The sequence below is a fragment of the Cecembia sp. genome (genome assembly GCF_007126775.1).
Classification (GTDB): Bacteria; Bacteroidota; Bacteroidia; order Cytophagales; family Cyclobacteriaceae; genus Cecembia.
In genome coordinates this window covers 1-19837 of the sequence record NZ_SLAP01000026.1, presented here as the reverse complement: position 1 = coordinate 19837, position 19837 = coordinate 1, and the positions used below count along the sequence as shown (strand labels likewise).

General features: G+C 39.0%; 16 protein-coding genes. 7 read left to right on the top strand and 9 right to left on the bottom strand.

Annotated elements, in window-relative coordinates:
* Positions 1 to 8 precede the first annotated feature (8 nt).
* Positions 9 to 1592 carry a replicative DNA helicase gene (gene dnaB, locus QZT73_RS01970; RefSeq protein WP_291785565.1) on the bottom strand — a complete coding sequence of 528 codons (1584 nt, stop codon included), beginning with the start codon at positions 1590 to 1592 and terminating at the stop codon, positions 9 to 11.
* A gap of 263 nt (positions 1593 to 1855) precedes the next feature.
* Between dnaB and QZT73_RS01965 the strand changes: the two genes are divergently transcribed.
* Both QZT73_RS01965 and QZT73_RS01960 read left to right on the top strand, forming a co-directional pair.
* The gene (locus tag QZT73_RS01965; RefSeq protein ID WP_291786337.1) at positions 1856 to 3229 is read left to right on the top strand and encodes a Mur ligase family protein; all 1374 of its coding nucleotides are present in this window, start codon (positions 1856 to 1858) and stop codon (positions 3227 to 3229) included.
* Entirely contained in the window at positions 3229 to 4035 is an 807-nt protein-coding gene (locus QZT73_RS01960; RefSeq protein ID WP_291786334.1) for a 3'-5' exonuclease, read from the top strand. The genes QZT73_RS01965 and QZT73_RS01960 overlap by 1 nt, the downstream gene beginning before the upstream one ends.
* A 303-nt stretch (positions 4036 to 4338) precedes the next feature.
* Here the strand turns inward: QZT73_RS01960 and QZT73_RS01955 are convergent, their stop codons facing one another.
* Entirely contained in the window at positions 4339 to 5142 is an 804-nt protein-coding gene (locus tag QZT73_RS01955) for a M48 family metallopeptidase (protein WP_291786331.1), read from the bottom strand.
* 97 nt (positions 5143 to 5239) lie between these two features.
* Between QZT73_RS01955 and QZT73_RS01950 the strand changes: the two genes are divergently transcribed.
* Positions 5240 to 5719 (top strand): DUF4442 domain-containing protein, encoded by a 480-nt coding sequence (locus tag QZT73_RS01950; RefSeq protein WP_291779464.1) that lies wholly within the window; start codon positions 5240 to 5242, stop codon positions 5717 to 5719.
* Positions 5720 to 6106: 387 nt separating this feature from the next.
* On the opposite strand, the gene QZT73_RS01945 is transcribed toward QZT73_RS01950, so the two are convergent.
* A complete protein-coding gene (locus QZT73_RS01945) occupies positions 6107 to 6883 on the bottom strand; it encodes a hypothetical protein (protein WP_291779461.1) in 777 nt (258 codons plus the stop codon).
* 124 nt (positions 6884 to 7007) lie between these two features.
* Here QZT73_RS01945 and QZT73_RS01940 point away from each other — a divergent pair, with 124 nt between their 5' ends.
* Positions 7008 to 7919 carry a glutamate--tRNA ligase family protein gene (locus QZT73_RS01940; protein ID WP_291786330.1) on the top strand — a complete coding sequence of 304 codons (912 nt, stop codon included), beginning with the start codon at positions 7008 to 7010 and terminating at the stop codon, positions 7917 to 7919.
* A 70-nt stretch (positions 7920 to 7989) separates the two neighbouring features.
* On the opposite strand, the gene QZT73_RS01935 is transcribed toward QZT73_RS01940, so the two are convergent.
* The 5 genes from QZT73_RS01935 to QZT73_RS01915 form a co-directional block, all read right to left on the bottom strand.
* A complete protein-coding gene (locus QZT73_RS01935; RefSeq protein WP_291779455.1) occupies positions 7990 to 9372 on the bottom strand; it encodes a TolC family protein in 1383 nt (460 codons plus the stop codon).
* A 3-nt stretch (positions 9373 to 9375) separates the two neighbouring features.
* Complete coding sequence (locus tag QZT73_RS01930; protein WP_291779452.1) at positions 9376 to 10728, bottom strand: HlyD family efflux transporter periplasmic adaptor subunit; 1353 nt, start codon at positions 10726 to 10728, stop codon at positions 9376 to 9378.
* A gap of 10 nt (positions 10729 to 10738) precedes the next feature.
* The gene (locus QZT73_RS01925) at positions 10739 to 12439 is read right to left on the bottom strand and encodes an ATP-binding cassette domain-containing protein (RefSeq protein ID WP_291779449.1); all 1701 of its coding nucleotides are present in this window, start codon (positions 12437 to 12439) and stop codon (positions 10739 to 10741) included.
* Positions 12429 to 13109, bottom strand: coding sequence for a TetR/AcrR family transcriptional regulator (locus QZT73_RS01920; protein WP_291779446.1), 681 nt, complete (start codon positions 13107 to 13109; stop codon positions 12429 to 12431). Before QZT73_RS01920 ends, QZT73_RS01925 begins: the two co-directional genes overlap by 11 nt.
* 103 nt (positions 13110 to 13212) lie before the next feature.
* Positions 13213 to 14862, bottom strand: a complete 1650-nt coding sequence (locus QZT73_RS01915; RefSeq protein WP_291786329.1) for a M28 family metallopeptidase — start codon at positions 14860 to 14862, stop codon at positions 13213 to 13215.
* 125 nt (positions 14863 to 14987) lie between these two features.
* On the opposite strand from QZT73_RS01915, the gene QZT73_RS01910 reads away from it, so the two are divergent.
* Positions 14988 to 16025: an alpha/beta hydrolase gene (locus QZT73_RS01910; protein ID WP_291786327.1), complete on the top strand. Its 1038-nt coding sequence runs from the start codon at positions 14988 to 14990 to the stop codon at positions 16023 to 16025.
* Between the two features lie 4 nt (positions 16026 to 16029).
* On the opposite strand, the gene QZT73_RS01905 is transcribed toward QZT73_RS01910, so the two are convergent.
* A complete protein-coding gene (locus tag QZT73_RS01905; RefSeq protein WP_291786325.1) occupies positions 16030 to 16932 on the bottom strand; it encodes a DUF1684 domain-containing protein in 903 nt (300 codons plus the stop codon).
* A 127-nt stretch (positions 16933 to 17059) separates the two neighbouring features.
* Between QZT73_RS01905 and QZT73_RS01900 the strand changes: the two genes are divergently transcribed.
* Positions 17060 to 17818: a DUF1080 domain-containing protein gene (locus tag QZT73_RS01900; protein ID WP_291783802.1), complete on the top strand. Its 759-nt coding sequence runs from the start codon at positions 17060 to 17062 to the stop codon at positions 17816 to 17818.
* Between the two features lie 76 nt (positions 17819 to 17894).
* Positions 17895 to 19508: an ATP-binding cassette domain-containing protein gene (locus tag QZT73_RS01895; protein ID WP_291786323.1), complete on the top strand. Its 1614-nt coding sequence runs from the start codon at positions 17895 to 17897 to the stop codon at positions 19506 to 19508.
* Positions 19509 to 19837 lie beyond the last annotated feature (329 nt).

Here is a 19837-nt window from a genome sequence, read left to right as displayed (position 1 = left end):
CTAAGCAATTAGAAAGGAGCGGGTTCATTGCTGCCTATTCCTCCAGGAAAAGGATCGTCTAAATCTCCTCCATTTGCTTTACTCTGCATACGGATCATATTTGTGGAGTCAAAATCCTGAGAACCTGTATTGGTGAATTTACTCCCATAAAGTGCATCCTGAGGCTTATATGGCACATTCATTTCCAAATCAGTGAATTTGGTATACTTGCCGATAAACCTCAATTTAACGTTTTCGAGCGAGCCATTTCTATGCTTGGCAATGATTACTTCTCCGACTCCCATGGTTGAGTTACCATCTTCGTCTTCGGTTATCCCATAATATTCAGGCCTGTATAAAAACATAACCATATCTGCATCCTGCTCTATAGCGCCTGATTCCCTCAAGTCTGATAATTGAGGCCGCTTGTCTCCTCCTCTGGTTTCTACTGCTCGGGATAACTGTGACAATGCAATAACAGGGATACTCAGTTCTTTTGCTATTTTTTTCAGTGCCCTGGATATGCTGGCGATCTCCTGTTCTCTATTTCCTCCCCCACCGGATTTGCTATCTCCTGACATCAACTGCAAATAATCAACCACAACCATTTGGATATCATGCTGGGCTTTCAATTTTCTACATTTGGCACGAAGTTCAAGAATTGATAATGCAGGGGTATCGTCAACAAATAAGGGAGCTTTGGATAACTTGGCCGTCTTATGAACCAGTTGTTCCCATTCGTAATCTGCAAGATTACCCTTTTTGATCTTTTCGGAATCCAGTTCTGCCTCAGAGGAAATCAGTCTATTAACCAGCTGAACCGATGACATTTCCAGTGAAAATATAGCAACTGGTCTGCTGTGATCTACTGCAGCATTTCTCAAAACGGAAAGTACAAAAGCAGTTTTACCCATGGCCGGACGTGCGGCAATGATGACAAGGTCAGATTTTTGCCATCCCGAAGTCACCCTATCCAAAGCTGTAAAGCCACTTGGGACACCGGTAAGTCCATCTTTCTGCCCCTTCTTGGACTCGAGTTCCATAATGGCCTCCTTCATAATGGACCGCATATCGGAATAATTCTTCCGGATATTCTTTTCTGAAATTTCAAACAAAGACTGCTCCATCTTGTCCAATAGTTCAAAAACATCTGTAGTATCCTCATAGGCATCCTTCTGAATTTCAGATGCGATGCTGATCATTTCCCTTTTCATTGACTGCTCGGTAATGATACGGGCATGAAATTCAATATTCGCTGCAGAAGAAACCTTTGATGTCAATTCGGTTATGAAAAATGCCCCACCCGCAAGTTCCAGTTGACCGTTTTTTCGCAACTGATTGGTCACTGTTAATAAATCGATAGGCTGAGAGTCTGAAAATAGATCTAAAATTGCAGCGTATATGACCTTATGGGACTCTTTATAAAAACTTTCAGGCTTTAAGATATCCACAACCGTGGTGAGGGCATCTTTTTCTAACATTAAAGCACCCAAAACTGCTTCTTCCAGATCCACTGCTTGAGGAGGTAATTTCCCCAAACCTGAACCTGTATTCAAGTCTGGTTTTCTTCTTCCTAAATTCCTATTGGGACTGCTTGTTTTATTCTCTGCCATAAAAACAAATGTAAGGGCTTTGTCCAAATCTTTTTGAACAAGTTATGCACGGGATATCCACAATCACTCATTAAAAGCTGAATTTCAACCATTTAAATATAAAACGCTTGGAAAAAAATTGTATTGCCGTTTTTTGAAAACAAATAACAACATTGCCCTAAAATAATCTCCCACTCTTTTTCCAATATATTCAGAGGAAAAATAAAGAAAATTAAGCCGGAGATGGTTCTCGTTTCTTAATTTTGGGTAACTCTTATTACACTATGTCCAAAAAGTACCATTTTATCGCCATCGGAGGTGCAGTTATGCACAATTTAGCACTGGCCCTTCTTGAAAAAGGCTATAAGGTCACAGGTTCTGATGATGAAATTTATGAACCCTCTCGGGGAAGATTGAAAAATGCAGGGATTTTGCCCAAAGAAAAGGGATGGTTCCCGGAAAAAATCCACAACGATCTTGATGGCATTATTTTAGGAATGCACGCCCGCGGTGATAATCCCGAATTGATCAAGGCCAAAGCGCTTGGAATACCAATTTATTCATTCCCTGAATTTATTTTTAACCAAAGTAAAGATAAAAAGAGGGTGGTTATTTCCGGAAGTCATGGAAAAACTACAATTACTTCAATGATTCTTCATGTACTGCAGTACTTGGAAATAAACTTTGACTACCTGGTAGGGGCTCAGGTAGAAGGTTTTGACCTCATGGTAAAGCTTTCCCATGCACCAATCATAATCATTGAAGGGGATGAATACCTTACTTCTCCACTAGACAGAAGACCTAAGTTTTTCCACTACCACCATCACATTCTTTTAATGAGTGGCATTGCTTGGGATCATTACAATGTTTTCCCCACATTTGAAAATTATAAATCCCAGTTTGCACGATTGGTAGAGATGACTCCCGAAGATGGAACTTTTATCTATTGTAAAGAAGATCAGCATGTACGGAACTTGGCAGTCTCCTTAGATAGTAAAAGAATGCGAAAAATTCCCTATAATGCCCATCCGCATAGCATTCAAAACGGGGAAACCATTTTGAAAACCTCTTCAGGAACTATTCCTATAGCCATCTTCGGAGCACACAACCTTCAAAATTTACAAGGTGCACTGGAGGTTTGTAAAAGCCTTGGAATCAAAGAAAATGAATTTTATAAAGCAATTAGCAGCTTTAAGGGAGCAGCCAAAAGACAAGAGATAATCGCAAAATCAGAATACAGCATTCTCTTTAGGGATTTTGCACATGCTCCTTCCAAGCTTAAGGCAACAGTAACTGCTGTAAAAAAACAATATCCAGCGCGCAAGCTGATTGCGGTGCAAGAATTACATACTTACAGCTCTCTTAACAAGGAATTTGTTAATAATTATGCACACACTTTTGACGAGGCCGATATTGCCATTATCTATTTAAACCCAAAAGCCGTATCTTTGAAAAAGCTTGAACTGATGGATGAATACATGTTGAGGGAAGGCTTTCAGCGAGATGACCTTATGCTATTTACCGAAATGGAAAAGCTAAAGCGCTTTCTTGAGGCACAGGAATATCACAATACCAACCTTCTTCTAATGAGTTCAGGCAATTATGATGACATGGATTTGAAAAATTTAAAAGCAATTATCAATAAAAACCATTCCTAATGAATTTAAACTTAAAAACTCCCATTGCATTTTTTGATTTAGAATCCACTGGAACCAATATATCCACAGATCGGATAGTTGAGATTTCTATAGTTAAGGTATATCCTGATGGGAAAGAAGAAATAAAAACCTCATTGGTGAATCCAACGGTTCCCATTCCTAAAGAAACCTCGGCCATTCATGGTATTTACGATGAGGATGTCAAAGATTCCCCCACTTTTAAGGTTTTATCGAAAGACCTCCATCAATTTCTTTCCGGGGCAGACTTGGCAGGCTTCAATGTATTGAAATTTGATATTCCTTTGCTTGTAGAAGAGTTTCTTAGAGCAGGTATAGATTTTGATATTGAAAAAAGAAATATCTTAGACGCCCAGAAAATTTTCCATATGATGGAAAAAAGAAATCTGGCAGCAGCCTATAAATTCTATTGTGGAAAGACTTTAGAAAATGCCCATAGTGCAGAAGCAGATACATTGGCTACTTATCAAGTTTTTAAGGCCCAGGTAGAACGCTATTCAGGAGAAGAAGCTGAAGATTTATTGGGAAATAAATTAGGCGTTTTTGAGAATGATATGAAAAAAATACATAGTATTCTCAATGAGAAAATGGTAGATCTGGCAGGCCGCTTTATTTTTAATGATAGTGGAGAAGAGTGCTTCAATTTTGGAAAGCACAAGGGTAAAACCATAGAACAGGTGCTTAAAGAGGAACCCTCCTATTATGATTGGATGATGAAAGGGGATTTTCCTTTAGATACCAAAAGAAAATTTACCCAGGTAAAACTTCGGGCATTTAATCAACGCTAAAAAAAGCCTGCCGAAAAGTCAGATTTAGGAAAGATACGTTTTGAAAATTAAAGCTGCTTAAATATTGTCAACTGAGGCCAAAGAAGTAGCTTGGGTGAAGCTAGCCGGAAAACTAATTCAAGATGATACATTGTTTTTTGGCCCTCTAGCTTAAATTCCCCTCTCTTGAACCTGGGCTATATTTGGTAAAATCGCAAGCTATCAGTCAGTTTTGTTTTTTTAAGCAAGCCCTAAATTAAAGAGCCCCCGAGAAGGTGGCTCTTTAATTTAATTCATTTAATCAAGGATCACTAAGCCCAATTACTACCTGTTTTGATAAGCTTCGTAATAGACCATGGCTTTGGGCATTTGCTTCTCAAGTTGCTCTTTCCTCTTTCCTGGACCTGGGTGTGTAGATAAAAATTCAGGCGGTGCCCCATTTCTTCCTTCACTCATCCTGTCCCAAAAACCAGGGGCCTCACGGGGGTCATAACCAGCAATTGCCATAAAATTCAATCCCAACTGGTCTGCCTCTAGTTCATGTCTTCTTGAGAATTTAAGCATGCCTAATTGTCCTCCTACACCAAATGCTTGCAGAAATATGCTCTGGGTTAAGGTCGGATTTTGGCCCATTGCGGCTTGTGCACCTCCCAATAACCCATTTAAAAGCAATCCATTGGACATCCTCTCCCTACCATGATTGGCTATGGCATGGGCTACTTCGTGCCCCATTACGACAGCTATCCCTGCTTCATTCTGACAGATAGGAATTATTCCGGTATAAAAAGCAACTTTTCCACCAGGCATACACCAGGCATTTACAATGTCTTCTTCAATCAAATTGAATTCCCATGCAAAACCTTCCAATTGCTTTTCATATCCTTCCTGTCTCATGTATTTTTCGACCGCCTCTGCTATTCTTCTCCCAACTTTGACCACCATCTGACCTTCTGTGGTATTGGTTACAATTTTACTTTCTTTTACCACCTGAGCATATTGGTCATAGGCCAAGGGCAATAATTCTTCATTGCTTACTAATGCCAATTGATTCCTACCGCTCATCGGTACTTTGGCACAGGAGTATATAAATAAACCCAAAGCCAGTAAAAATATTATCTTTTTCCACATAGTGTTCTAAATTTACTCAAAATTAAGCCAAAAAGGGTGCCAGTTCAATAGAGAGAAATACTTTTTTCTTATTTTCATCCCTGAAAACAATACAAAGATGAATAACGCTGCAAAGAAGTACCATAGTAGAATGAACAACTCCTTTATTTTTTGGTGGGCCATGCTGTTCAAGCTGCCTTCTGCGGTGTTCTGGAGGCTAAAAATCAAAAACCTAACTACTGAAAGGTGCGAGGTAAGTATCCCGTATTTCTGGCGTTCCCAAAATCCCTTTAAGTCTATTTATTTTGCCGCATTGGCAGGTGCTGCAGAACTCAGTACTGGTGCGCTCTGTCAGTTGGCAATGGCAGGAAAAGGAAAATTCAGTATGCTTGTCGTGGACTTCAAGGCTGAATACAATAAAAAAGCCAATCAAAAAATAATTTTTACTTGTGATCAAGGAAAGGAACTCCATGATTTGATTGACAGACTTCAAGAGGGAGAAACGGATAAATTGACCATGGTTTCTACAGGTACCAATCCCAAAGGTGAAGTTGTAGCGAGATTTTTTGTCACTTGGTCTTTCAAGCGCAAATCATAAAATTGCCTTTGCAATAGCATAAATTCTATTAATCCCAAAAGAGCAACTTTTATCAGGTTTTCTAGGTATACCCCATCTAAAAGAAAAAGATAATTCCCGAGGATGAAAATAATTAAGACCTGGTACCTGAGAAATCTGTGTTCTCTCCATATTCACATATCGCTCTTCAGTGATACCAGGCACCATTTACCCTGTGCAAATTCTGTACAGGGTCTCCTATTAACCTATGCCTATAGATAATTTGATTTAAAGGTGTATTCATGTTCATTTTTTAAGTTGCTTATCATCTCATTTTGCTGGTTGCCTTTTGTATAGGTTGAAGGCCATCTGGATTCCAGATGGCTTTACTTTTGCACAGCATATTCAGGAATAAGTCTGCCTGATTTATCAGTCCTTTATCTCCTTAAGGGTTTTTCTTTCATCCAAAAGAATTTCTTCTCTTCTATATCCAGTTCTTTGATCTAAAAAATTCAACAGCATCTTTTCTACCCTTTGGAAGTCCATATCCAGAAACTGATGATCCAAATTTTGGAGGTTAAATTCAATTATCAAATCATCAAGATCTTTGTCTGTAAGGCTGTAGCTGGTTTTTAGTGCCTGCATTACTGAATCAGATTGAATAAGTTCCAAATAATCTTTTTGTCTGGCCAAAAAGGCAAGTTTCCTTGCATACTGCCGTTTTTGCCTTTCTGACTTCATAAAATAAGAAATGGGACCGTCTAATGTGAGTCCAGGCATCATTCCTCCTTGTTCTGATGTTCCCAAATACATTTTCCCAGGACCAGTAGGCCTATTGCCCAGGGAGCGCATATTGGACAGATTACCTACATTAAAAGGAATGACCATCTTATCTGCATATAGGTCAAAACGTGGCAAGGTACGTGCATCCAAATAAATTTCAGTCAGAATATGTCGCTCTTGTCCAATGACCATTTTCCTTTGAATATAATAATTTCTGGAAATCAATAGACTGTCCCCCTCCTTGGCCAAAACCCTAAAATAGCCCCTTTCATTGGTAAGACTACTGTCCATATTTTGAAGATTGATTACCCATACCTTGTCCAAAAAATTTCTATCCAGGCCATCAATAATATTTCCGGTAATGACCTGTGAAAAGGCCGAACTTCCTAATAGGAATAATAAACTACAAAAGATAACCTGCATTTGCTTCACAATTCGAAATTACATCCTCAGGCTTAGCTGTAAAAATAATTGTCGTTAAAAATTATTAAGGACAATGCCCTTTTATCTTTCATTTGAATCAATTTCAGTATTTTGCATTTGGAAAATGGAAAAAATTGAAAAAAATAATCCGGGATTGCAGTTAACAAGGTATGCACCTACTCCCAGTGGTTTTTTACATTTAGGGAACATTTATTCCTTTATACTCACCTACCAACTTGCTAAAAAATATAGCGCCAAAATATTACTCAGAATCGATGATTTGGACAGAGAAAGGGTCAGGAAAACCTATCTTCAAGATATATTCCATACTTTGGATTTTTTGGAACTCCCATACAGTTTTGGCCCTAAAAACCTCAATGATTTTGAGCAAAATTATTCACAGGCACTGCGCATGCCACTGTATCTGGATGCATTGGAAGTCTTAAAAAACAATGGAAACCTTTTTGCCTGTAATTGCAGCAGAAAAAAAATCCAAAAGATAAGCCCAAATGGGTTTTACAATGGTTCTTGCAGAGATAGGAGACTTGATTTTACTGAAAAAAATATGGCTTGGAGAATGCTTTTATCATCCAATCAAGAATTAAAGATCAAAGATCTAATAAATGGGGATATTCTCTGCAAAGTTCCTGAAGAAATCGTGGACTGCGTTTTGAAAAGGAAAAATGGATTACCTTCCTACCAACTTGCCTCCGTTATAGATGATTTGCATTTTGGTACGAATTTGATTATCAGAGGAATAGATCTATGGCCTTCTTCCTTAGCCCAGTTATATCTTTCCTCTCTCTTACCGGAAAACACATTTTCTAAAGCAGTGTTTTTTCACCACTCATTGATGAAAGATAATGAGCAAAAAAAACTGTCAAAATCTGAAGGGGCTTTATCCATAAGATACCTCAGAAAATCGGGAAAGAAAAAAGAAGATATCTTCAAGGCTATAGGAAGCTGGCTGGGAAGAGAAGCCCCAACCAGCAATCTGGAAGATTTTTCATTCTTGCAAATGATACCTTTAAAATAAAACAAGCCTATGCCTTTTAATCAGCATAGGCCTATTATTTTAAATTTTATTTGCAATTGCCCCTTTTTCTTTATTCTTCAAAGCCGAGACCAGCTGCATTTAGCATTTTGGCATAAGCTGTTTTACGCTTGGCAGCAAGATCATTTAAGGTGACGGCGGCATTGAAAAGACTCACCTCACGGGCATTGACCAAGAAAAGTGAACTTTCCCCCATTTCAAAACGCATGACTTCACCGTCTAACAGTCGTTGTAATCCGCTCACATTGTTGGTAAAAACTACCAACTGCTCTTCCACAGTTTCAAAGTTAAAAATCTCCCCTTCTAATTTGGTTTTTAGTTGCAAGAGTTTCAGCTCCCTTTCATAGTTTTTGAAATCAAGTTTTGCTTTAGTGAAACCCAAACTTCCCCGTTCTTTCCTCAAAAACAAGGGCATCGCAAAGGTGAGACCCATTTTGTAATCATTTTGAAGAAAAGGCGAAATTTGCGTGGGATTGGTCCTTTCTGTTAAGAAATTATAATCTACACGTACTACAGGTTTGAGCAAATCTGCCTTAAACCTCCTTTCAATTTCTGTGCTAGCAATATCAAAGTCTTTCAACTGCAATTCAGGGTGGGAAAGCACATACATCCTCAGGGATTCCTTACTGTAGTCATAAAGGATGGGATCCAGCACGTCTTCTGGGAAAATTGTTTCCATCAAATCTACAGGCGCTTCATTCTCGTCCCATAGAAAGGTATTGATGAATTGAGTGCTTTGAAAAAAATTGATCTGTGCATTCTGAAGTCTGTACAACCTATCCATTACCTGTGTGTAGGCCTCCACTGTATCAATTGCGGGAAAGTCACCTTGAATAAAACTTTCCTTTACCATTTCAAACCGCTCCTCTGCCAACCGGTATCCCTCTTCAAATACCGTCAGGTTTTTGTAATCTGCAGCCCATTTCCAATAGGCATCCGTAGCATCCAAATAAAGGTCATTAAGAATTTGCTGTCTTTCGGCCATTGTCGCTTCTTGAAAAATTTGGGCCTGCCTCAATGCTGCTCTTCGATTGTCTATAAATAAACCCTGCCCCAGATTGACAGATGCACCCACTGCAATCAAACCTTCCGAAGGAACGGTCTGTTCCGGATTTAGAAAGGTTCCGGCGTTTTGTTCCAAAATACCTTTTAATTCCACACCTCCCCAGGTAGGCACTCCAATCCCTCCTACTCTTGTATCATAGTAATCTGTACCTTTAAATCTTTTAGCACTGTAATCTGCAAATATTTTCGGGTCAAACCCTCCCCTAGCAGCCCGTAATTCCTGCTCTCCAAAACGTAGATTAATATCTGCAAGCTTAGCTACGGGATGGTATGACCGCACCCATTCCATATACATCTCAAAAGAAAGTTCCTCCTGAGCACTTAAGGAATGAGCGCAAAACAATGAAATTATTATCAACAGTTTACGCATGGATTATTTGGCCTTTCTGTTATCAGCTTTTTCTCTTGAGGTGTAATAATCTGGTGGGAACCCGTTGAGTTGACGCCATATTTCATACCAAAGTGGCACATCATTGAGCAACGCTATACCGTCTGCACCAGAGCCTATTCTCAAAGCGTCTGGCCATGGTTGTTCTGTAGGATCCTCCACTACCAATATCCGATATTTTCCATCTGGTCCTGCAAAATTATCGATAGCATGTACTACTCCTCCAAAAGTACCATTGGTGATTTGTGGCCATCCTGAAAATACAATTGCGGGCCAACCGTCAAAAATAAACCTTACCTGATTGCCAATTCTTATCAAAGGAAAATCAACAGGTTCAACATACATTTCGACAGCAAGTTGAGCATTTCCTGGTAAAATACTGATAATTTCGGCGCCTTCTTTAATGGTTTCTCCTATACCCACTTGTATGGCTCTAGTGATATAACCTTCCTGAGGAGCTAAAATATACCTAAAACCTGTTCTTACCTCATAATTGGAATATTGATTTTCTAACTTCGTCGCAGTAGCTTCGGCATCAAACTGAGCAGACATCGCCTCATACATATCAGCTGTAGATTTTGCCATTCTGTCCCTAAAATCATTATCTATGGCATTCAACTCAATATTGGCGGCAATTCTCGCATTGATACTTTTCAATAAATCATTTTCAGATGCGATCAAACCGGCCTGTACTTCCTGAAAACGCAACTGCCTTTGTTCAAAGTCTGTCAAAGAACGGAGTCCTTCTTGGAATAAGTTCTCTGCTCGCTTAAGCTGCTCCTCTCCTATTTTAAAATTGACTTTGGACTGCTCATATTTGATGCTGTCAGAAGTCACCTGAAGCTCCGCCATTCTTAGGCGGTTTTCTGCCTGCTCTCTTCGCAACACGTTGTTTGCTCTTAGCGCAGAAATTTGGACTTCAAGGGATTTCACCTTCTCAGAATAGGACCTTGCCGCCATGGATTTCGCATCTACTTGCAATCTGGTTCTCTCCAATAGCATAGGATCAAAATAGTCATCCTTGATCTCTGAAACCAATAATACAGTATCCCCTTTTTGTACATAATCACCTTCTGCAACATGCCATTTTTCTATCCTTCCTGCTATGATGGAATGTACTGTTTGCGGTCTTTGATCTGGTCTTAGGGCAGTAACAAAGCCCTTGGACCGGATATTCTGCGTCCAAGGAAGAAATAGAAATAAGAAAGCGCCAACCAATGCCCAAATAAGAATTTGTATCCTCTTTTTGCTTTCTCCTTTGGGAAAACTCATTCCAAGGCTCTTATATCCTTCTACCTTAATTTTTTCCCCGATTTTATTTGGTGAAATATCTATCATAATAAGGGGCTTATAGATTTTTACTCTTTAAATACACTTCGCTTGAACCGTCAAATACAAGTTTACCCTGCTCAAGAGCAAGCACTCTTGGGAATTTTTTGATGACTTCAGGATCCTCTGAAACAAGAATTAATGTCCATTTTCCATCCAGGAGATAATCGATAAATTTAATCCTTTCCTCCATTTCGAAACAAGAAATTATATCTTCAAGAATCAATGCCTTAGGATAACTAACCAAGCACCGCGCCAATATCAACTTGCTAATAATATGTTTACTAAGATTTTTACCCTCAGGTAATAAAATTGTGTCCCAATCTTCTGGTAGTTGATAAATATATTCTTTCAAGCCTACAAGGTCAATGATTTCGCGTACATGCTTATCCCCGACATCCTTATGCAAGGTGATATTGTCATAAATGGAACCATTGAAAATAGATTGATGAGAAAGGCTGTCCCCAATATAACTCCTCAAACGGTCTAGATTCATTGTATCTATAGGCAGATCGTTGACTATCACCCTACCCCCATGCTCCCCATAAAGTCCGGCAATCAGATAAAGTAAGGTGCTCTTGCCACTTCCGCTAGAACCAGTAAGAATTACTTTCTCTCCTGCATTGACGGTAAAATTCACATTTTTGAGGATATCAAAGCTGGTGTCCTTAGATTTAAATCCCAATTCTCTCACCTCAAATTTTAAACTTTGGTTATTGGTAGTCAGGGATTTCTCTGTGCCTTCCTGTCTTTCCAAAGGCAAATCCATTACTTGGCCAATTTTTTCTGCTGCGGTTAGCGTATCATACACTATATCCAAAGAAAGAATTAATTTTTCTACCGAACTGACAATCAAAATAATAACAACCTCAGCTGCAATAAATTGTCCAATACTTATTTGGTTGTCTATCAAAAGTAAACTACCCACAACCAAAAGTACCGTGACAATCAGCGCCTTGAAAACAATCATGACCTTGTATTGTAGAACAAGAACCGCAAAGTGCTTGTTTCTAAAGTCAACATAAGATGACAAAAGCTTGTCTACGGTATTGAAAGGAAGTTTCGAATTGCCTGCCAACTTGAATGTTGCCATTGTCCTTCCAATTTCTTCCAACCAATACGCTGTTTTGTATTTTTGAGTGGATACTTTAAGGTTGGTTTCCATGCCTTTGGGGCTAGTGTAATAGAAAATCAAAACAACCAACGCAATCAATATCAGACTAAAAATCACAAAAAACACATTGTACAAAGCCAATAAAATCATACCAAAAAAGATCTGTACAGTTGCAAAAGAAAAATCAATCAGAATTTTAGACATCCCTTTTTGAAGACTTACTGCATCAAAAAACCTATTGACAATCTCTGGGGTAAACCTATCCTGAAGGGCATCCAATTTCATTCTAGGTAAGCGGTAAGCAAAACTAAAGCCTGTTTTGGTGAACACCCGCTGTTCGAGTTTTTCTGTAAGGTACAATTGAGAGATTTGTAAAAATCCTCCAAATGTGATCCCTACGGCAACGACAAGAATCATTATCAACCAGGCAGTGCTGACCCTTCCTCCCAGCACAAAATTCACTATGGCCTGTATACCAAGGGGATAAACCAGAGAAACCGCCCCATTAAGAACAGAATAAAAGTATATGGCGTATACTTCTTTATCCTCTTCTGCAAGAAGCTTGAAAAACCTCTTTAAAGGGGTCATTGCTACATCAATTTTCATTTGCTATGGTTTTAAAAACTAATTGATTGAAAAAATCAACACGCCTTTCATCTCCTGGTTGGTGCTCGGTCATATCCGGAAGGTGTCTGGAATAATACGACTGCATAAGACTGGACTCCATTACTGTTGAAACCAGCGTCTTTGGATATTGAAAACAGGGGTTGATTTCTTTAATGATTTCAGCTATAATTTCTCCCAATTTAAAATAATGGTTGAAAAAACCTTTTTGGTATTCCTCATCTACTTCCTTAGTCATGATCGCTTTGGCAGCTTCATCTGTCAATAATCTTCTTAATGCCAAAGGATCAATAAAGTCATTTTTTGTAAATATGGGGCCTTTAACTAGAATCTGAATCGCAATTTCTAATTTTCTTTTGGGATCCTCCATATTGGCTGTGCCAAAAATAAAGTTTTGCCGCACATAGCCCCAATACCAAGAAGTAAGGTAAAGAAGTAATTTATGTTTGTTCTCAAAATACCTGTAAATAGCTGATTCTGTGCAGCCTATTCTTACAGAAAGTTTTTTGTAAGAAAAATTTTCAAACCCCAACTCCAACATCATTTGAATGGAAGCCCGGATTATATCTTTGCCCAAATCGGAACTGTATGGATCTTTGAGGTAAATATCCTCATTGACATCCACACGAATTTTTTGTAAAATGCTCTCCATATTTTACTATCACAAACACAGGACTAACGGAGAGTACTCACAAAAAGTTTACTTTGTTATAGAAAAAGTTTGTACCGCTCACAAAAAAAATTGGCTCGGAAATTCATCTTTTCATATATGCTTCCCTAACAGACTTGAATTCAGAGCCTTCTTTCCATTGTGGCCAGATACGACTGTTGGCCAATCGTTGCCCTATATTATGGTAAAGCTTAATTTCATCCAAAGCAGCGTCCAAATCCCATTCACCTGGGATAAATTTATCTGATGGTTTATGGTAATGATTCATTGTAAAATCCAGCTGCCTCTCCAATCCATATTCTTTTCCCTTTTCAACATGATCAATCCCAGTTCCAAAATAAAGTGCAGGAATTCCGATTTTTGCAAAATTGAAATGATCCGATCGATAATAATACCCTGCCGAGGGAGTAGGCTCGGGAGCACTATATCTTCCCAGTTTTTGAAGCTCATCTTCCAGGAGATCTTCCAGATCAGATTGCCCTACCCCGATGACAGATACATCTCTCATCTTCCCAATATGGTTGATCCCATCAATATTAATATTCGCCAAAGTCTTTTCTTTTGGGAAAACTGGATTTTTAGCATAATAAGCAGAGCCCCATAAGCCCTGTTCTTCGGCTGTGACCATCAATAAAACAATAGACCTTTCCGGGGGATTGGACTGAAAAGCCTTCCCTAATGCAAGAAGAGCGGCTACACCACTGGCGTTGTCCAAAGCTCCATTATAGATACTGTCTCCGGTTTCATCAGGCTTTCCAATTCCTAAATGATCCCAATGGGCGGTATAAATCAGGTATTCATCCGGTTTACTTTTTCCTTCAATCAATGCTATGGCATTTTTGGACTGTGCATAATTGACAGTGACATTTATACTGCTGCTTGCTTTCAGTCCAAGGGATACAGGTTGGAACGCAGAAGACCTGGCATTTCCCAGCATTTCCTCAGCATCCATTTCTGCCATATCAAAAAGCTTCTTGGCAACTGGTAAGGTAACCCAACCCTCAAAAACAGGCCTATACATTTCAGATCCCCTGGAATCCAAGTACAATTTAGCAGAATTCCAGCCATTTTGTATCACATTGAAGCCATAGCCAGCTGGTTCCGTATCGTGAATTATCAAGGTTCCTAAAGCCCCTTGCCTAGCAGCTTCCTCAAATTTATAGGTCCATCGACCATAATAGGTCATAGCATTGCCTTTAAAAAGATCAGTTTCTTCCCTGCCAAACCCAGGATCATTGACCATGACCATAACGATTTTTCCTTCTACATCCAGGTTCTCATAATCATTCCAGCCATATTCTGGGGCTACAATTCCATATCCGGCAAAAACGATTTCAGCATCCTCAAACTTCACCTCTGAATCTACACGTTGCGTCCAAAGCACATAATCTCTGAATCCTTCTAAAGTAATTTCCCCTCCCGGCTTTTTAATCCGCATAATTTCTTCTGGCTGAGAGATGATGGACATCATGGGTACTTCCTGAAAAAAACTATCTCCATTACCGGGCTGCAAACCCAGTTCGATAAATTGGGCTTCTAGATAATCCAATGTAAGGATCTCCCCTTCAGTAAATGGCATCCTCCCCATAAAATCGTCCGACGAAAGCGCTATAACATGGGGCTCAAAATCTTCTGTTTTAAAATTATAATCCAAATTGCCTTTTTCAGCACAACCAAAAAGCATGGCCAAGATTAACAGGAAGGGAGGTGTTTTACCGATATTACTTTGTCTCATTCGTGTCTAATTATTTTACAAAAATAATTATAATTGAATTTTGCTGCTTTTAAAACAAAGATTGCGAATTCTTTCCTGATAGTTTCAACATAACCCTTATTTTTACGGTGTCAATATAATCCACGATGAAAACAACGCTTAAAATTTTACTTGTTTTAGCCATTCTTCTTGCCATCACCTATATGCTGGGACCAAAATCTTCAGTAGCACCACTTTTAGGAGAATATCCCGAAGTACCTACCAGAATGTATGACTTGGAAAATTTTGTAAGGAGCAAGGAAGATACAGTCCAAGGTTTAAAACCCAATAATGAAGCTAAAATCATCTGGGCAGACAGTACCAATAAAAGTAAGACTGCCTATTCCATTGTATACATACATGGTTTTGGAGCCAGTGAGATGGAAGGAGATCCGGTCCACAGAGAAGTTGCTGCTCATTTTGGAGCAAATCTCTATTTGATAAGACTTCCTGAACACGGAATATCACGGCCCGATGCATTCAAACATTTGACAGCACAAAAATTGGTTGATGAGGTGAGAGAAGCCTATATGATAGGTAAAAGTCTTGGGGATTCGGTAATTGTAATCGGGACTTCTATGGGAGGTGCACTTTCATTGACATTGGCTTCAGAAAGGCCTGATATGAAAGCCTTGATTCTCTTTTCCCCATGTATAAGAGAATATGGGGATGGATTGGAAATCTTTTTCAAACCCTGGTTGTCCTACTTGGCAGAAAAGTTTCAATATGAAAATGGAGTCATTCTGAATCCTAGAGAAGGTGATAAAGCAAAATATTGGTCAGAACAATACCATCTTAATAGCTACCGAAGTCTGGGTATTTTGATAAGAAGTAAAATGAAAAAAGAAACATTTCAAGAAATAAAGCAACCTTTGTTTTTGGCCTATTATTATAAAAATGAGGAAGAACAGGATAAGGTAGTTTCTGTTCCACATATGTTGGAAATGTTTGAACAAGTGAATACCCCCCATCATCTGAAAAGTAAAATTGCTTTCCCTGAGTCAGGGGACCATGTCATTGCTTCAAGCATCACTTCGGATGATTGGGAGAGCGTATTGCAGGAAACTATCTATTTTTTGAAAAATGTAGTAAAGGTAACCGTACCTGCAGCAGAGGAGCAATCTGAATTAATGGAAGCGGCCTAAACCATCAATGATCTCCATAATTTTTATGGCCTGCAGCAATGGGCAAATCCAATATATTTTGCCTTGGAGGCAAAGGACAGGTGGCGTGGGGAGTATAAACACATGGTGGGTTATAAGCCTTATTAAAGTCGAGAATGATTTTTCCCTGATTATCAGCACTTTTTACATACATGTACCTTCCACCTCCATAAGTTTCACCACCGCTGGTTTCATCTGCAAAAATTAAAAACAACTCTTCATCATTTTCATTGCCCAAAGCATCAATTTTATAAAGTTTTCCCTCCCACTCAAATTGCAGATAACCTGGAGAGCTATTGAGACTGGTCTGTCCTATCACATTGGTAATCGGAATTTGCTTAACAGGTTGGTAAGGAACAAAATCGGCAATGAGCCTCCATCGGATATCTATCGGAAATTGCTCTACTCCTTCAAATGTCCTGACGGCGTCCGCTTCATGATCTCTCAATCTGACTCCAAAAGCATCTGACCTTTTGATAATTGTCCAGTTTAGACTCTCATAAGTTAGGGCTTCAGAGATTTGATCGTCAGCATCAAAGATCATGGTTTTGGATTTGAGCTCCCCTGAACTTGAAATCACACCATCAACTGCGGGTAAAAAAAATACCTTCCCTTCCTTTAATTCAAACATCCCAATTTCTTCCGGAAAATCAATGTTATCAAGTCTCAAATCCATAGTTTCACCTGAACCGAATGATTGAATTCCCTCATCCAACCAATACAGACCTATCAGATTTAACCAACCTGTTTCAGACTTGAGAGAAGCCATTTGTTTCTCATGCCAATCGTTGATTTCGGACAGATGTGCTTCCTTACTGATCTGTTCTTTATGAGTGCAGCATACAACAGTAAAGAAAAACAACCCAAATAGTAAAAGTAGATTTTTCATTTTTATGTGCTTTGAATTTACCAAATTAGTCAGTTTCCAATATAATTGATCAAAAATTCCATGAACAGCATAAAAATCCATCAATAAATTCGCTTATTTGAATTCAAATCATTTCCCAACATGGCCTATGAAAAATCATTTCCTTTCCCTCTGTCTTATTTTATTTATTGCCAATGCCAATGCCCAAATAGGTGTTGGCACCAACAAACCTGAAACAGCCACCATGCTTTTTGATGGCAGCAGAGAAATGTTGGACGAAAAATGGACCTATTGGAAAGGCCCTAGATTAAAAGCCGAGCTCCCCATCAAATGGCAAATTGTAAAAGACCCTGTAGATTCCGGATACGCCATGAACAGCAATGATCCTGCTGCAGCAGGAGGCCTATATGGTGCAGCAGATATTGTGACCAATCAGGAATTTAAAGATTTTAGATTGCACGTAGAATTTTTGGTACAGGAAGAAGCAGGCAATTCCGGTGTTTACCTTCAAAACAGGTATGAAATTCAGATTTTAGATGGGGATTATGGATTACACGGCATGGCCGCTATCATCAATGAGCACTTACCCATTGTTGAAGCATACCATGGGGTAGGTAAATGGAATGCTTACGATATTCAATTTAGGGCTGCACGTTTCAAAGACGGGAAATTAAGCGAAAAGGCACGGGTTACAATCTACTTCAATGGTCAAAAAATCCACGAAGATAAGGAGATCCAACAAGTATGGGGTGGACCCAATTCAGGATTAGATGGCGGCAATGAGGGAGGAAAAGGAATCACAGACCGACCTGGAGGAATAAAGTTGCAGGCGGAAGGGCACAATGTACTCTACAGGAACATTTGGATAAAGGAAATTGACCTTGATAATAAATCTACTGATTTCTGATCAGTCTCTCTTACCAGAATCTTACACTTTGTGATCAAAATGACTATCTTTGCACCTTTAAAAAAATTAGCCATTCATGATTTCAGTAGACAATTTGTCCCTAAAGTTCGGGAAAAGAACCTTATTTGAAGATGTCAATTTAAAATTCACCCCTGGCAATTGCTATGGTGTCATAGGTGCCAACGGAGCAGGAAAATCCACCTTTCTTAAAATACTATCGGGAGATCAAGACAGTACATCTGGAAGCATCAACATCACGCCTGGTCAGAGAATGGCTGTTTTGAAGCAAAACCATTTTGAGTTTGATGAAGTAGAAGTACTTCGAACAGTCATCATGGGGCATAAAAAGCTTTTCTCTATCATGGAGGAAAAAGATGCCATATACATGAAAGCAGATTTTACAGAAGAGGATGGCATCAAAGCATCCGAACTGGAAGCAGAATTTGCGGAAATGGACGGCTGGAATGCAGAGTCTGATGCGGCCTCCCTCCTTTCAGGCTTGGGCATATCAGAAAACTTACATTACCTTAAAATGAAGGAATTGGCCGGTAATCAAAAAGTTAGGGTATTATTGGCCCAAGCACTTTTTGGTAACCCTGACATTCTGATACTTGATGAACCCACAAATGACCTGGATACAGAAACAATCAATTGGCTGGAAGACTTTCTTGTCAACTTCAAAAATCTTGTAATTGTAGTATCCCACGACCGTCACTTTTTAGATGCCGTTTCAACGCATATAGTAGATATTGATTTTGGCAAAATAAAAATTTATTCGGGTAATTACACCTTTTGGTATGAGTCTTCCCAGCTCGCAGCAAAGCAAAAATCAGATCAAAACAAGAAAGTAGAAGAAAAACGCAAAGAACTGCAAGAATTTATTGCACGTTTCTCGGCCAATGTTGCAAAATCAAAACAGGCTACTGCGCGGAAAAAAATGCTTGAAAAACTGAATGTTGATGACATCCAACCTTCCACCAGAAAATATCCTGGAATTATTTTCAAACCTGAACGGGAGGCAGGAGATCAGATTTTCATGACGGAAGGACTGGAGTTGAAAGATGAAAATGCCATCTATTTTACTGATGTCAACCTGATGGTGGATAAAGGAGATAAGATCGCTTTTGTTTCCAAAACCAAACAAGCTGTCACCAAGTTCTTCCAGACCATTATGGAAGATATTCCAGCACAAAAAGGAAACTTTAAATGGGGGGTTACCATCAATAAGGCTTACCTCCCAAATGATAATTCCAAGTATTTTGATACTGAACTGAATCTTATAGACTGGTTGAGACAATACTCTACCAATCAGGAAGAAGCTTATGTAAGGACCTTTTTGGGCAGGATGCTGTTTACAGGAGAAGAGACTCTCAAAAAGGCCACTGTTCTATCCGGAGGTGAAAAGGTAAGGTGTATGATTTCCAGGATGATGCTTCAAAATCCCAATTTATTGGTGATGGATGAGCCTACCAACCATTTGGACCTTGAATCTATCACGGCCTTTAACAATGCCATCATTGAATTCAACGGCACAGTGTTGCTAACCTCTTTTGACCATGCTTTTGTGCAGTCTACCGCAAATAGAATTATTGAGTTTACCCCACAAGGTACCATTGATAGAAGAATGCCTTATGATGACTATCTGGAATCCTCTGAAATCAAGGCATTGAGGGAGAAGATGTATGGTTAGTAGATGCTAGATACAAGATATAAGACTTAAGATTGTACCAAGTACTAAGTACAATTTACCAAGTATTTAGAGATTATTGAAATTTCGGATTTCGGAAGGAGGATTTCAGGACCGAACCTTAAAAAAATGTCCAGTGGTCCCGATGGCTATCAGGATAGTTGGGGCCAGGATATAGGCTAGGATAATGAAGAATGTAGCGTGAGGAATCAATTTCGGAAGTCAGATTTCTGAAACATGAAGATGTTAAGGAATTAAGGTTTTCATTAAGAAAATTGAATCCTATTGGTAAATGGATTTTGCTTCAGAATTTAATTCAGAAGATAAAAAAT

What these genes read in the sequence shown, in the direction of transcription:
- QZT73_RS01910 (WP_291786327.1), top strand. Translation starts at nt 14,988, where the DNA reads ATGAAAACAACGCTTAAAATTTTACTTGTTTTAGCCATTCTTCTTGCC.
- QZT73_RS01960 (WP_291786334.1), top strand. Translation starts at nt 3,229, where the DNA reads ATGAATTTAAACTTAAAAACTCCCATTGCATTTTTTGATTTAGAATCC.
- QZT73_RS01920 (WP_291779446.1), bottom strand. Translation starts at nt 13,109, where the DNA reads ATGGAGAGCATTTTACAAAAAATTCGTGTGGATGTCAATGAGGATATT.
- QZT73_RS01955 (WP_291786331.1), bottom strand. Translation starts at nt 5,142, where the DNA reads ATGTGGAAAAAGATAATATTTTTACTGGCTTTGGGTTTATTTATATAC.
- dnaB (WP_291785565.1), bottom strand. Translation starts at nt 1,592, where the DNA reads ATGGCAGAGAATAAAACAAGCAGTCCCAATAGGAATTTAGGAAGAAGA.
- QZT73_RS01965 (WP_291786337.1), top strand. Translation starts at nt 1,856, where the DNA reads ATGTCCAAAAAGTACCATTTTATCGCCATCGGAGGTGCAGTTATGCAC.
- QZT73_RS01925 (WP_291779449.1), bottom strand. Translation starts at nt 12,439, where the DNA reads ATGAAAATTGATGTAGCAATGACCCCTTTAAAGAGGTTTTTCAAGCTT.
- QZT73_RS01950 (WP_291779464.1), top strand. Translation starts at nt 5,240, where the DNA reads ATGAATAACGCTGCAAAGAAGTACCATAGTAGAATGAACAACTCCTTT.
- QZT73_RS01940 (WP_291786330.1), top strand. Translation starts at nt 7,008, where the DNA reads ATGGAAAAAATTGAAAAAAATAATCCGGGATTGCAGTTAACAAGGTAT.
- QZT73_RS01895 (WP_291786323.1), top strand. Translation starts at nt 17,895, where the DNA reads ATGATTTCAGTAGACAATTTGTCCCTAAAGTTCGGGAAAAGAACCTTA.
- QZT73_RS01930 (WP_291779452.1), bottom strand. Translation starts at nt 10,728, where the DNA reads ATGATAGATATTTCACCAAATAAAATCGGGGAAAAAATTAAGGTAGAA.
- QZT73_RS01905 (WP_291786325.1), bottom strand. Translation starts at nt 16,932, where the DNA reads ATGAAAAATCTACTTTTACTATTTGGGTTGTTTTTCTTTACTGTTGTA.
- QZT73_RS01915 (WP_291786329.1), bottom strand. Translation starts at nt 14,862, where the DNA reads ATGAGACAAAGTAATATCGGTAAAACACCTCCCTTCCTGTTAATCTTG.
- QZT73_RS01935 (WP_291779455.1), bottom strand. Translation starts at nt 9,372, where the DNA reads ATGCGTAAACTGTTGATAATAATTTCATTGTTTTGCGCTCATTCCTTA.
- QZT73_RS01945 (WP_291779461.1), bottom strand. Translation starts at nt 6,883, where the DNA reads ATGCAGGTTATCTTTTGTAGTTTATTATTCCTATTAGGAAGTTCGGCC.
- QZT73_RS01900 (WP_291783802.1), top strand. Translation starts at nt 17,060, where the DNA reads ATGAAAAATCATTTCCTTTCCCTCTGTCTTATTTTATTTATTGCCAAT.